The organism is Maribacter forsetii DSM 18668 (assembly GCF_000744105.1).
GTDB lineage: Bacteria > Bacteroidota > Bacteroidia > Flavobacteriales > Flavobacteriaceae > Maribacter > Maribacter forsetii.
This window is the reverse complement of the sequence record NZ_JQLH01000001.1, coordinates 1,114,752-1,128,512: the sequence shown is the minus strand read 5'-3', so window position 1 is coordinate 1,128,512 and position 13,761 is coordinate 1,114,752. Positions and strand designations below refer to the sequence as shown.

Annotated in this window: 11 protein-coding genes; 6 read left to right on the top strand and 5 right to left on the bottom strand. The window is 37.8% G+C overall.

Features of this window, described 5'->3' with window-relative positions:
- Positions 1-169: 169 nt before the first annotated feature.
- From P177_RS04755 to P177_RS04735, 5 genes are all read right to left on the bottom strand, one after another.
- On the bottom strand, positions 170-910 hold the full coding sequence (locus P177_RS04755) for a DUF1963 domain-containing protein (protein ID WP_036152364.1): 741 nt from the start codon (positions 908-910) through the stop codon (positions 170-172).
- Positions 911-919: 9 nt separating this feature from the next.
- Positions 920-2,176 (bottom strand): hypothetical protein, encoded by a 1,257-nt coding sequence (locus tag P177_RS04750; protein ID WP_036157807.1) that lies wholly within the window; start codon positions 2,174-2,176, stop codon positions 920-922.
- 46 nt (positions 2,177-2,222) lie between these two features.
- Complete coding sequence (locus P177_RS04745) at positions 2,223-2,864, bottom strand: hypothetical protein (RefSeq protein WP_036152360.1); 642 nt, start codon at positions 2,862-2,864, stop codon at positions 2,223-2,225.
- Positions 2,865-3,044: 180 nt separating this feature from the next.
- Entirely contained in the window at positions 3,045-3,950 is a 906-nt protein-coding gene (locus P177_RS04740) for a DUF6892 domain-containing protein (RefSeq protein ID WP_036152358.1), read from the bottom strand.
- 20 nt (positions 3,951-3,970) lie between these two features.
- On the bottom strand, positions 3,971-4,414 hold the full coding sequence (locus tag P177_RS04735) for an SMI1/KNR4 family protein (protein WP_051941714.1): 444 nt from the start codon (positions 4,412-4,414) through the stop codon (positions 3,971-3,973).
- 213 nt (positions 4,415-4,627) lie between these two features.
- On the opposite strand from P177_RS04735, the gene P177_RS04730 reads away from it, so the two are divergent.
- The 6 genes from P177_RS04730 to P177_RS04705 are packed head-to-tail and all read left to right on the top strand — an operon-like array spanning position 4,628 to position 13,757.
- The gene (locus tag P177_RS04730) at positions 4,628-5,683 is read left to right on the top strand and encodes an SMI1/KNR4 family protein (RefSeq protein ID WP_036152356.1); all 1,056 of its coding nucleotides are present in this window, start codon (positions 4,628-4,630) and stop codon (positions 5,681-5,683) included.
- A 56-nt stretch (positions 5,684-5,739) separates the two neighbouring features.
- Entirely contained in the window at positions 5,740-8,214 is a 2,475-nt protein-coding gene (locus P177_RS04725) for a hypothetical protein (RefSeq protein WP_036152352.1), read from the top strand.
- A 3-nt stretch (positions 8,215-8,217) separates the two neighbouring features.
- Positions 8,218-8,877, top strand: coding sequence for a DUF1266 domain-containing protein (locus P177_RS04720; RefSeq protein WP_036152350.1), 660 nt, complete (start codon positions 8,218-8,220; stop codon positions 8,875-8,877).
- Positions 8,874-11,123, top strand: coding sequence for a tetratricopeptide repeat protein (locus P177_RS04715; RefSeq protein WP_157486456.1), 2,250 nt, complete (start codon positions 8,874-8,876; stop codon positions 11,121-11,123). The genes P177_RS04720 and P177_RS04715 overlap by 4 nt, the downstream gene beginning before the upstream one ends.
- A gap of 25 nt (positions 11,124-11,148) precedes the next feature.
- Positions 11,149-13,125 carry a tetratricopeptide repeat-containing sensor histidine kinase gene (locus P177_RS04710; RefSeq protein WP_036152345.1) on the top strand — a complete coding sequence of 659 codons (1,977 nt, stop codon included), beginning with the start codon at positions 11,149-11,151 and terminating at the stop codon, positions 13,123-13,125.
- Positions 13,122-13,757: a response regulator transcription factor gene (locus tag P177_RS04705; RefSeq protein ID WP_036152342.1), complete on the top strand. Its 636-nt coding sequence runs from the start codon at positions 13,122-13,124 to the stop codon at positions 13,755-13,757. The genes P177_RS04710 and P177_RS04705 overlap by 4 nt, the downstream gene beginning before the upstream one ends.
- Positions 13,758-13,761: the final 4 nt, after the last annotated feature.

Genomic DNA, 13,761 nt, shown 5'->3' with positions numbered 1-13,761 from the left:
CAAGTTCACTTGTTTAGGATTTTTGTTTTTATGCACCAAGGCTTTTTTCAGCCTTGACAGTTGTACTTGCAAAACGGAAGCTTTTGGGAACACCGTAAGGTAATCTTCTGGCTCCACAAATAAAAACCACCTTTTGGGTGGTTTTTTTCATTACAACAAAACTTCCTCCCTACCCAGCATTAGATTTAATATTAGAGAAATCTCCTTTTGCCAATTTCTCTTTTTCTATAAATAGCATTAAATAACCACGGTCGTTCCAATATAACCCAAAACCAGATTGATAACGCAAGGTTAATAATGATGTCCAATTTTCGTTTTCCCTTGGGTCGGCATCTAATGAATTGTAATAGGGGTAGCCTAATAAATAACTATCATATCTTTTATCTGTCCGCTCTAGCACTTTAGTACAGACATAGTTCATTTGCTTTTTGTTGAGACCTTTGGTTGAGTATAATTCCGGTTTAAAAGGTATATCCACTTCCTGTTTAAAAACCACATCAAGCGAATATTTATCAGGAAAATTAGGATTGTCATAAGGTTTTAAGTCCTCAACATTTTCAAAATAGAAAACCTTCGCATAGTTATCATCTGTCCAAGCCATAGTATTTTCCTCGTCATACGCTGCAAAAATGCTTAACAAACCTTTCTTTGGAAGTTGATTTTCACCAGGCGGTATTTCACTTAGATGAAACTGCGCTATAAATCTATAATCCCCGAATTCTTGCTTGGGCCATTCAAAATTATCGGGCACAAGTGGATTGCCACCATACTTGCTTATTCCCTTTTCATCAAAAACCGTTGCTTGCTCAATGACAATGGCTGGCAGCATGACGGACCTTAGAAATCCCTCTTTCTGGTCCAAATCATATTTCCCTTCAATAACAATCCCATTAAAATCCCTGATATCCATATTATCGTATTACCATTTTAAAATTGGCTCATCTTTCCATATCACCAACCTGAAATCTTCATAATGTTTTCCCGTTGCAATGGTATGATCGTCTCTAAGTCCTTTATCTAACTGTAGTTTATGCAGCATACCCGATGACGACCCTACCCATAAAGTTTTCTCATTATCTGAAATGGCAATTCCGCTAAGGCTAGACCCTAAATAGTATCTCCAAAGAGCATTACCTTGTGTGTCACTAGCTCTTATATAACCAAAGGCATCTCCTAGAATGTAGTATTTTGATGTTGCTATACCACAATAGACTCTCATTTCTTCATCTATAACCGTATATTGCTCACTTTCTTCGTAGGCGGGTATATTCAAGTTTTCGAGTTCGGTGGAAGGTACACCTATGGTAACTCCGTTATAAAAGTGGCAGGAGTTTGTTATAAGCTGATTATCATCTTTTGAAAAAAGGCAAAAATCTGGGTAAGATGATTGCGGACCAACCTCACCTATCTGAATTCCGTTGGCATCCAACACTCTATGGTCACTACACTGGTCGCCTACAACAATGTGTTTGTTATCATTGGAAATGGTGGCGTTCTCCATGTCCATATAAGGTTCCCATTCCTCATCTTCAGGATCTGGCAATGGGTGAATCATTTTCTCGGTATTTTTAGTAATTATGAAAATACCGTCAGAAGTTATCAGGAGGATTTTTTGCCCATCATTAAAAGGAATTAATTCCGTTATCCCTAAATTCTTTGCTTCCTCTAAATTAAATGTTGCAATAATTTCACCTTCCCAACCTTGCGTGGTTACAATGGTGTTGTTAGATGCAATGGCAAAAACATTATTCTGCTTTGACTTTCCAATAGCCTCAATAGAAGCATCCAATTCAATAATTTCATCATCTTTAAGAAGATATGCCTGCCTTTTCTGATATGCGGTACCCACTAAGAATACTATCTTCTGACCGTCTATAAAATGTAATTGCTGAATACTTTGCGCCTTTGCTTTCATAAACTGCACCATTGGGGCGTGCGCCGGCGGAAAATCATTTCTAAAAGCATCGACCGTATTATTCTTATTGGCATCTTTTAATAATTGAAATACTGCTTCTGCCAAGTGATCTCTTTTGTCTTCGGGCTCTTTTCCTTTCCAATTTTCCCATCCGTTGGTTTCACCAAATTCAACCATTTTATTGATATCGGAAACGTATCTACTACCTTTTGTATTCCATTCCGCTTTAATATCATCTATATTCTTCTCTGTTAAATTCATATCTGATTTTTTTAATCTATTTAGTAATGAGCCTAGAATGGATGTTCTAATTAAAAAGAATAGCTGTGTTGTTATTGATACTAAATTTAGCAGCATCAATTAGTGATGCGCATACTAAAATTTCAATCCAGAAATCGCCATTTCTCTGTATTATTTCATTTAACTGTTGAACGTTCATAATATCATTGTTATCATCCAACTCAATACCCAAATGCTTGGTGAGACCTTTTAGTTCTTCGAGCAAGCTGTAAGATGAGCCGATCATGGCACCGGGTACACGAGCTTCTTCGATATCAAAAAGCACTTCTGACATTTCTACGGGAAGGTAAAAACCCTCGGCATCTGAATGGGTCAACAAGTGACTTTCCATATACGAATAGTGATTTTCTAAAATTGAATCCACACCAGGGTCTTCATTTGCAGAAAAAGGCTTAGGCTCCCAATTCTCGTCGCCTTCATTTTCCCAGACATGTGCTAAAAAGCGTCTTAAATAGTGTAAAAAACTATAAGGAAAACCGCCAAATTGTAACGCTTCATTTTCCATCTCCTCCGGTTCATTATGTGGTTCTAAATTATTAGCAGCAAGAACAACATTGATATTTTGAAAGATTTTTTTATATGTTTCATAGGCTTCAGGCTCACTACCTTTAAACTCTGCCAACATTCCGCTTGTAATTTCTAACCCCATAATTTTATCTGTTTTTTATACAAATCAAATGTATAGATAACATGGTTTTTATACATCCCTGAAACTAATGAATTCTTTACCTCCTAGATTTCTACTGTAACTGTTTACTATTCGCATTAAATGAAAAAAGTACGCTAATTAGGACGTACTTTTTTGATTATTGATTTTTACGGAATCCATTTATATCCACTCGGCATCAATACCAAGAATTACGAATTCATCACATATATGTTCTTGTGCATAACACAATGTGGCTTTCTTTAAATTGGGAAAATGCTTCACATCATCGCTACGTTCAATATCCCAATATTCTACAGCTCCCCCAGAAAAAGGTGATAGGTTCATATAAATATCGTTTCCGCCATCTTGATAGATTTCAGTAATCTCCGAAGCCAAACGTTTGGGAATAGGCAAATCTTTAAAATACTGGGTTACTTCAGCTATGGGCTCATAACCTTCTTCGTCAATATCTATTTCACGACCCTTATACCAATCTGCAAACTCATACAAATCAAATTTCGGTTTCAACAGTCCTTTCATATACATCAACTCTTCAATGATGGAAAGTTTGAATCCGAAATCAGAAAACTCTATTTCCTCTTCATCTATCGGCTTAATTATGTACTTATCTGCTGCAATGCCTTCACCACGCACATAAGGTTTGTGAAGACTTACCTCAATAGCTTGAATAACATCCTTCTCTACGCTAAACCAAGCACTTAACCCGTTCTGCACCAAGGCACCGGGATCATCACCTTTAAATGTTTTTTCACGTTCATTTTCATGTGTTTTATAGTACTCAATAATATCTTCACCATTGAAAGTGAACGTTCCGCTAAAAACTGCTTTAGGACTGAAATCATAGGTTGAAATTTCCAATTCAAATCCCAAGGAATCTACCGCATCCCCATCGGATGAATACCCGATAATCCCCAAATTTTCCCAAACAAAAAGTGTTTTATTTTTTCCTTTATGTTCTTTACAATCAGGGAAAATACACGTTTTTAAAGTTGCAAGGGGTATAGGGAATTCTACCGCAACGGAGTTGATTTGAAAGCTATCCGAAGAAAATTCTATGTGAACCATAAGTGTTTGTAATTATTATATTATAACGGTTTTTGAGTTCTTAAAAGTTCCGAAAAAGACTTAGATATTAATGCTACTTCGCCCCCATCGTGGTAATATGCCCAAACCGTAAATTTGCATTCGGGGTCTAAATATAGGTAATCGCCATTCTCCTCACCTATTACAAAACCTTTGGCTACGCGCTCTAATTTTACAGAGCGAAAATGTGCTGAAGGTGCCGTGAGCTCCATCCCTACTTCTTCTTGAACTTGTGTATACAGTTTTAAACATTCGTAGTTGGTTGCTTCACCTACACCTTTCATTTTCCATCTTTTTAGCAATGCCTCCGTCCCCATTAGATTCCAAGTGCGCTTATCCCACCTACTATTATTTTTCAGTGGTGCACCTTTTGGATTTTCCTGTAGAAATTTTAAGTATTTCACCGGTAATCTTTGCTGAAAAACATCGCTCATTTCCAATTTCATAAATACTGTTTAATTGATTTGACAGGATGTAAACGTAAACTACAAAGATGCGTGTAAAGTTTCTAGTTTCACTAACCGTTTTCCGTGATATTGCTGCCCAAATATGTCTAATTACAATTTAAACGTTCTTTATTGAAATATAAAATCACCCTTTTCGGGGATAACCTCCCCATTATTCTCAGGTACCTTAGCGGCATCAATAAATAAGTGAAGATGAGAAACAGAATTGCGTTTTCAGAGCATGTGGAAGAAATGAAATGGGAAGGTTTTCATTTTGATGTGATGCCTGTCAACACCTTACCACCGTTAGAAGACCCAGAGGATATTGACAATAGCTTTACATTTTGCGATGCACTAATAGATGCATTTAAAGAAGCTACAGGTAAAGAGGTTTTAAAACTTCTCTTTATAACTCCAGAAGACATATCCAATTCTAAGTACTTCGGCATCGCTTATTTAGAAGGCAAGGAAATCTTCACAGCTGAAATAGAAAACACGTATTTGTTCAACGAATGGTTCTCCGTTGTTGATGAGCGAACGAGCAGAAACGAAATCACCACCTCAAAAGTGTATTTTTTTGGTGCCAACTCTTTTAGTTGTCAGCCAATTTCCAACTTTAAAAACAATATGGTTTTTGATAAGACCGGCGTTTTTATTTCGGATGAAATACCCAATGAATTTATCGCGGAAAAATTAGCGAAGGAAAAAGCGGACTTTATAGCTCCGTTTATTCAATTAGACGCTGAAAGCCGTTTTGAGAAAGTAGTGCAACAATTTGTGCAATTGGTCCATACGAAAGGACTCACTATTATTCCACCTAAAAACAATGATGCTATTTATGCGGAGTTTGAGACTGCTTCAGGATATCCTTTCCCGACTATCATAAAAGAATTTTTAACCCTACATAACGGTGTACAAAACTCAGCGATTATGGGTGCCGAGAAAATTTTTCAAGAATGGAAAGATTGGCAAAGGATATATAACGATTGGACGCAAAAGGAGTTGTTGGACACCTACAGTACCAACGAAGGCAAAACATTACTAATGTACACTACGCCCTATTGGATTCCGTTTTTCGATTTGCAGAACGGTAATTTTTTGGCGTTCGATTTTGCTCCGGACAAAAAAGGTACTGCGGGACAAATCATCCGTTTTGGTGCGGACCAAGAAATTGGTTACATACAGGCTGATAGTCTAGATTTATTTTTAGCGAATTTAATGGATGACGAAGGAGATATTCAAGATTATGAATGGTTCAGAAGTGAATAATCCAACCATAAACTACCACCAAAATCAATTTACAACCTACCAGAACATCTAATTACATGTTAGAAATTTTCAAGAATAAAGTAATTCCGAAGTTAGACCTCAAGGAGCTGGAAGCACCTAATACAAAAGCTTTACTACAGGTTTTAGAATTACAAGACTGCCAAAACACCGAAGTATTTGAGCAACTAAAAAATAGTGTGGACAATCAAAACATTGAAACTGTTTTTACGGAGGATTTGGCACAACAAATCTTTTATCATCCAGAGATATATGCCGATGAAAAAGAGGGTGCAGCATTCGTAATCTCTTGGCTTCCACTATTAGAAAACGGGTTTTATCCTGATATAAAAAGCACAGAAAAACTGATTGCATTTCTGTATTTTAATCTTGGTTTTCTTCAAAGCGAAGCTATTTCAGAAGATGAGCTAACACAAATTTTTAGCGTTTTAAAAACATTGGTGCACAGCGAATCTGCCGCTTCGCTGTCCGTTGCGCGCTTTTTGATGCATCGTGCTCTTGATATTCGCGATTGTGTGAATTCAGATTTTATCATACAGAACTGCATTACTCATGAGATTCTTGCTGGAACCTATTCCGTTCGCAATGCAGATAAAACATTTTCAAAATATCCCTTCAGAATTAACAACGAATTTGTTCAACATTTTTATGAAGGAGATTGGGATGTATTGTTAAACACTATACACCAAATGCTGCCGGTTGGTAAAGTATATCTGCCAGGCGCTTACAATGTAATGCAAGCTTGGTTCAGTGAAGAACTAGCTGCCTTTTATTATGAAAATACAGAACTGGCACATGCAGCACATAAAGCTTTAAACGAACGGTTCTTATTTGTAGAGGATGAAGGTTTAGCCTTATTGAACCTGCAGACTTCTGAAGGTATTTTTCCGTTAATTACAGCTTTAGGCAGTAAACAATGGGATGCTGGCGACGTACTTCTTTTCAATAACCGAGATAAAAACATACCGCAAGAACAACTGGACCAATGTTATCTAAGGTTTTTAGATTGGTTAAACGCCGATGGAGGTAGTAATTTTTATACCGAAGCTTTTCAAGAGTTCGGAAAGCATATTCTAACGGAAGAAAATTCCGCCGTACTTCCAATCGACTTTATTCCGTTTTGGTTTGAAAAGTGTAATCCTAAAACAGGTATAGCAGACCAAATTGAACTGTACAACGGTTTATTTTCTAGATTTCTAAAGGCAAATTCAGACGGAAAACTTCCGGTGGTTCGTTTGGGTTATGAAGACGTTCAGCTTACGGGTGAACATCTTATTACAGAAGTATTTCAAATTACCGACAACCTTACTAACTGGATTTCAGCCTTGGCATCATCGAACATATCAAATCCTTTAAATCAGTTTTTGATTCTAACTTTTTATGATGTTCGTGAAACTTTACCGACACTTTTCTATTCAGAAAACCAAGAGGTTCTATTCGGTTATCTAGAAAAAATGGCATATTCCGCCAAAGAAGCAACGGAAGAAATCAGAAAAGCGAACCTTCCATTACTCGTTAAAACGCTAACGGCACTATTTGCGGAAACCAACAATTTTACCCGTGTAAATAAAATTTGGGCATTAAAAAGTATAGACGACAGTGTACTGAACTTGTGTAATAATTATGTGCAATTGCAGTATGTAAATGAAAATCGCCCTTTGTTCTTGGGTCTCCTACAAAGCTGGTATAATTTCTTAAGCAACTACTATTATAGTTTGGGCAGCGAGTCTGTTTGGGTGCCACATATGCTGAATACACAAGGTAGACGCAGTGCCGCCTACCTTAATGAATTGGATGAAAACGTAACGTCTTTCGTGAACAAAGCTTTATTGCATCTTTCTGATTTCCATAAAAAGAGCAAGCAGAAAACTGAATCCAACACATTATTTCAATCCATCCAAACGGATATTGAAAACTACCTCGAGGACTTCCTAAAAGAATTAATGGAACACAACCTTGCAAAAGAAACGGCAGAAAACATGTACATCTACAGTAAAGCACACTTTGCGCATCGCAAAACATTACAAGAGGCTATCAACAAATTCCATGACCACCATAAAGTAGAAGCCCCAAAATCTGAAAAAGCCGTGCTTATTGAACAGCTACAGACATCTGAAATTGATTTTTCACAAGTAGCGTTCGACCCTAAGTATGCCGATGCGGTCTTACACAACCTAGAAAATTATAAAACCGAAGGAGCATGCGACAGTAAACTACTTGAGGTTTTAGACACCAACATATCCGAATTTAAAACTTGGTTAGCAGAAGCATCTGCCACCGAAGCAAAGTTTATACAAGCTCTTTACATGACCTTGCTTGATAAAGATCTAGCACCTGAAACCCCTTTAGAAACTTACGGAAACTTGTGCAGAAGCCTATTCGTAAAATTGGCTAAGGGCAGTAAAATGGCAAGTTCGTACGAGATGGGGTTAAAGGCGATGGCAAATTCTGGAGCCTATCCTGAAAACTTAACAGCTGCTTTGTTGCAGGTAGTTAACGACTTAAAAGCATAAAGAATGACAGCAGAAATAACACCTCAAATTCAAGACTGGCTCAACCTTTCTGCCTTGGTTTTGATGAACAATTACAAAAAGGCGGACCTAAATAGTTGGTACGGATTTGACATTGAAGACCATCTACAATTGAAAAATGTAGAGCGTATTGCCAAGTTACACGGCATACTTTCTGGCGTGCACCTTCGTAACAGTTTGCACCGCTACGAAACAGGTGAAATGGCGTCAAACCCTTTTGAAAAACTGGCAATGGAGCTGCGTAACGAAACTACCAACACTTTTGAAGCCAAGTACAATGCCTTACAAAATCCGTCAACAAAAAACGCCTATAAAATGGTATGGAAGTACCGTTTTAGTCTCAAAAATGAAAAGCTCTACGGCTATGAATTTGCCTATTACATTTTTCTAATGCGCATAGGCGGTGCCTTAGGTTTTATAAAATCCGAAGAAATAGCAATGCGCTTGGAAGATGTTAATACACGATTGAAAAAAACTTTTTCGAATTGGGGCGAATTTCACCGTAATGTGTGTATTGGCAATGAATTTATGAGAGGTGCCGCCGAACCGGATATCAGTAAATTTCCAGGTACCGAAACACTTTGGGAATGCTACCAACGATTGAATATTCACCATGCCGACAGGTTTAAAGAATGGAACATATGAGCTTAACAAGAAAAGAGGTCGTACAATATATAGAACAAGCGCATAGCCTTTTAAGCGAAAAAAAGTTTGCCGAATTAAACCCGGTTATTACGGCTATACAAGACAATTTAGATGTTTTGGGATATACGTACCCATCGGATAATGCTCGTTATTACCGCTTTTTCATGTTGTACATGGGTGCTTTTGAAAAGGTGAATATAGAGGTGATGCATTCATATGTAGAAGCGCTTGAGCAGGTTGGTCAAATATTGGCTTCCGACTATGAATACATCTGCAGCTATTACCAAACATGTCCGGAAGCGGTTTATGAAAAAGCATTACAAAAGTATCAGTATAACGAAACACTTCACATACATTTTGCCTTAAAATTACAGGTGGAAAAACGGTATACCGAAGCTATTTCCGTGCTGAAATACATTCTGGAATGTTACCCAGCCACTACCGAAGCACGATTTTTACTATGGGAAATTCAATCGGCTCAATTAGACGATTTAATGACCTCAACCGAGGAAGCAGACTGTTATCAATTGCTAGATTTAGCCTCTGCAACCCATAATCTACAAGTCTTAAAGGGGCTACAATTAGACACGCGTTTAGACAAGAAAACTAAAATACTCACCTATATTCAAGTTGCCATATGGGAGAACAGGTCGGTTGAAGTAATCGAGCTTTGGAAGAGCGAATGGAAAACGCTAGACCTCACGGACCAGAGTCGTTATGTATTGGCAGACTATGCCAAGGCCTTTATGATGTATGACCTGGTTCCCCAAATATTAAAAGCACCTCAGAAACCAGATTTTCCGGAAACCAATTTCACCAACTTTTCCGAATACAAAGTCTTTATGGAGGCACTTGTCAATTCCGGCTGGCAACTAGCGCAGCATCATTATTTGTTATTGGGGAATGCCGCGTATTTTCATTCCAATAACAGCAATGCGGTAGAAATTTGCTTAAAACAAGGTTTGGCGCTCAACGAGAAAAATCCGTTGTTGTTAAACTTGAAAGCAATGTACCTTAAAAACCTAAATAAATATCAAGAAGCTGGGGCAATCTACCATGAGGCGTTTAGAAACGGACTTACCATGGATAATTATTTGCTGTATTTAATTGAACTGAACAACAGAATTGAAAGTTACCAGGGCGTTCTAGATACCGTAAAGCAATTTCATATAAGACATACGCCCACATTAAAATCCATGTTTTTCAAGGCAAGGGCTTTGTTTAAATTCCACCGAGATGATGAGGCGTTGGTAGTACTGAACGAAGCGCTTCAAGATTTTCCGTTACACTCCCGCTCCTATGCTCCGTGGATGCTCCACTACCGTATGATCATCAATAAAAGAAAACGAAACTACACCCAGTATTTCATAGATCAACAAGCAGAAATCAATTACTACGTTGATGGAGACGACGACTATTTCAACACGACCAACCTTGCCGTTGAAACCATTTTTGAACAGGGAGAATACGAGGAATGTTACAAGTACGCCATTTACAATCACGAACAGGGGAAACTGGCAGAAGAGTTATATCCTATTTTTCAATGGATTTGTTTTTATGATTTTTTACTTGAAAAACCAGAAGATTTACAAGATGTAACGGAAGCAAACATAAATCAACTACCGGAAACCTTTGAAGATTTTAGAAATAATGGCTTAATCTATTGGATGTTGGACGACCATACTGCAGCTGCAGAATCGTTAATGATAGCAGCATCAAAAGCCATCAACAAGGCGCTTTATCTAAAACTAGCACTAACATGTGCACAAGAAGGTTTTAAAAATTCACTCTGCCTCACTATTATCGAAACCATACAGAAAGAGGTTCCTGAAGCACGCGAGTTCAAAACGGACTATACCTACGCCAACATTTTAAATGATGAACAGCGACATCAAGAAGCCTATGAAGTCCTTCTAAATGTTTTAAAAAGCTATCCGGAACGTGCGTTTTTTGAATTCCCGAAAGATTTTAATTACCTGTTGCACACTTTAAAAAACAACGCCAAAGCATTGGAAGATATGGGTGGGTATAACAAATATATTTCCATGCTTTTAAGTAGGGACAATCCTATCGAAAATCAACTCAGGGAGCAGCAAGAATTGGCAAAATCGCAAAGCGAAGAAGACCTTTTTCTACAGCACAACCTCATGGATAACCTAGCACGATTAAATTTTGAAATGCACCCAGAGGAACGAGAGGAATTAAAGGAAATGAAAAAGTACATTAAGGCTGCCCATTTCGCTTAAAGGTGGTAATTTTGCCCATTCTTAAATGAAGCTAATTACACTACATAAAATTCTCATCGTCTTCCTGTTTTTAGGGGTTTACACGAATAGTTGGTCGCAAAACAAAGAAGAAAACAAGCTAATTGACTCGCTTTCATACGTTTATCAAAAAAACGTGTATTCGCAGCCCCTATTGGCAAAAGAAGCTGCACAAAAATGGCTTAAAGAAAGTGAAAAATTAGGGCTGAAAACACATACTATCAGGGCGCATTACGCACTGGCGAATCTGGGCAATATTTCGGGCGATTATAAAACTGCGGTGAGTGAAACCCAAAAAACCATTGAACTGCTAAAAGAGCTAGAGATGGAAAACGGCTTGGCGGCAAGCTATAATATTTTGGCGTTGGGCTATAAAAATCTTGGCAATTACCCCAAAGCAATGGAAAGCTTTTTGGAGTGTTTACGGTATGCCGAAAAAATGGACGATACCCAGCAAGAAGCAAATGCCTACCAAAATATAGCCACCCTTTACGTTTTACAAAAAGAATATAAAAAGGCGACCGAAAATTTAGACCGTGCCGCTGACCTCTACAGAGAATTGGGAGATGATGACGGCGTACTGGTAACCCTCTTTAATTATGCGAGTATTTTAAAAGAGCAAGGAAAATATGATGCAGCTCGTGAGCATTTTAAAACCGTTCTAGACTATCGTGAAAAAGAAGGGAACAAAGCGGTAGTTACGTATATCAACATGAATCTTTCACAAATGTTGGTCAAAGAGAACAAGTATAAAGAAGCGGTTATTTCTTTAAAGAAAACCTTGACCCTTTTAAAGGAAGTCGATTTTAAATCGGATATGGTCATTATTCTGAACGACCTTGGTTTGTGCGAAAGTAAATTAGGGCATACAAAACAAGCCATTTCCTATTTTGAACAAGCTTTGGAAATGGGCGAAGAACAATCCATCAGACAATACAAATCGGACATCTACAAGAACCTTTCTCAATTATATCAAGATAAAGGTGATTACAAAAAGGCACTAGCATTTTACGAAAAAGGAGTGAGTACCCTTTCGCAGCAAAACTCATTGGATAAAGAAAAGTATGTTGCCGAGCTACAAGAGCGCTATGAAACACAATTGAAAGAAACGCGAATAGATTTACTTGAAAAAGAACAAAAACTGGGCGAAGCCGAACTGCAAAAGGCAGAACTTACGGTAAAAAGACAACGTATTATTAGAAATGCTTTTATTGCCGGATTTGTTTTGGTCCTGATTTCCCTGCTTATACTTCGCCACCAATATTTCAAGCGCTTAAAAATTCAGCAAGAACTAAGTATGCAACGCGAAGAAAATGCCGACCAGAAAATAAACCAGATGATCAAAGATTACAGGTTATCTGCGGCAGAAAAGTACCAACAAGGTCAAGATGAAGAACGTGCACGCCTGGCACGAGAAATTCATGATGGTATAGGCAGTGATTTGGCAGGAATTAAAATAGCTTTTGAGCATTACATAGAAGACCAACAAGAAAAACCGCAGACCAAAAGAATATTAATGGCAATAAACAATGCGTGTACAGATGTTCGCGGACTCTCCCATCAATTACATCCGCCTGCTTTTGCATCGTTGGGATTCACAAATTTTCTTGGTGATTTTATTGACCAAATTTCTGAAAATGCAACCATAGATTTTCAAACATTTTTCTATCCAAAGGAAAATATTAATCAATTGCCCGATGCCTTTCTTGCCGATGTATATCGCGTAGTACAAGAACTGGTTAACAACATTTTAAAACATGCAGAAGCTACCAATGCAGAAGTACAGCTTACCAAGCATGAAGACCATTTGAATATTGTGGTCAACGATAACGGAAAAGGTTTCCATGAACATAAAAAACAAGGTATAGGACTGCGAAACATTAAAGAACGTTTACAGAAAATGAAAGGTTCTTTAGACATTGACACCAGTACCAACAGCGGAACTACTATTACCATCGACATTCCTTTAAAACAGACATTGTGAAGAAAACAAAAATCATTATAGCAGACGACCATTTAATGTTTTTAGAGGGTATCAACACCATTTTAGTCGACATGCCCGAGATTGGAGAAGTACATCTTGCGACAGAAGGAAAACAGGTTGTTCGGTTACTGAAGCAGTTTGAAATAGGATTGATTATCAGCGATATCAATATGCCAAAAATGGACGGTATTGAATTGTTGACCGAGATAAAAAAGAAACACAGTACCGTAAAGATTATCATGTTGAGCATGTTAGATAATCACAGAACGGTACACAAGGTCATTCAAAAAGGTGCCGACGGATTCGTACCAAAATTCACCAGCAAAGAAGAATTGCAAAAAGCGGTACGCACGGTTTTAGATGGCGAGCAATACTTTTCTGAAGTCATTAAGCAGCGATATATGGAAAGTATTTTTGAGCGTAAGAAGTATAAGAATATTGAGCTTTCCCCACGAGAAAAAGAAGTGCTTAGCCTGTTAGCAGACGAACTGACCTCCAAAGAAATATCAGAAAAACTATTTATATCGGTAAATACAGTAGAAACGCACAGAAAGAACATTCTTCTAAAGACAGGGTCAAAAACAACTACTGGAGCCGTGAAATACGCCATTGAATCTGGCTTGTTCGACTAAACTC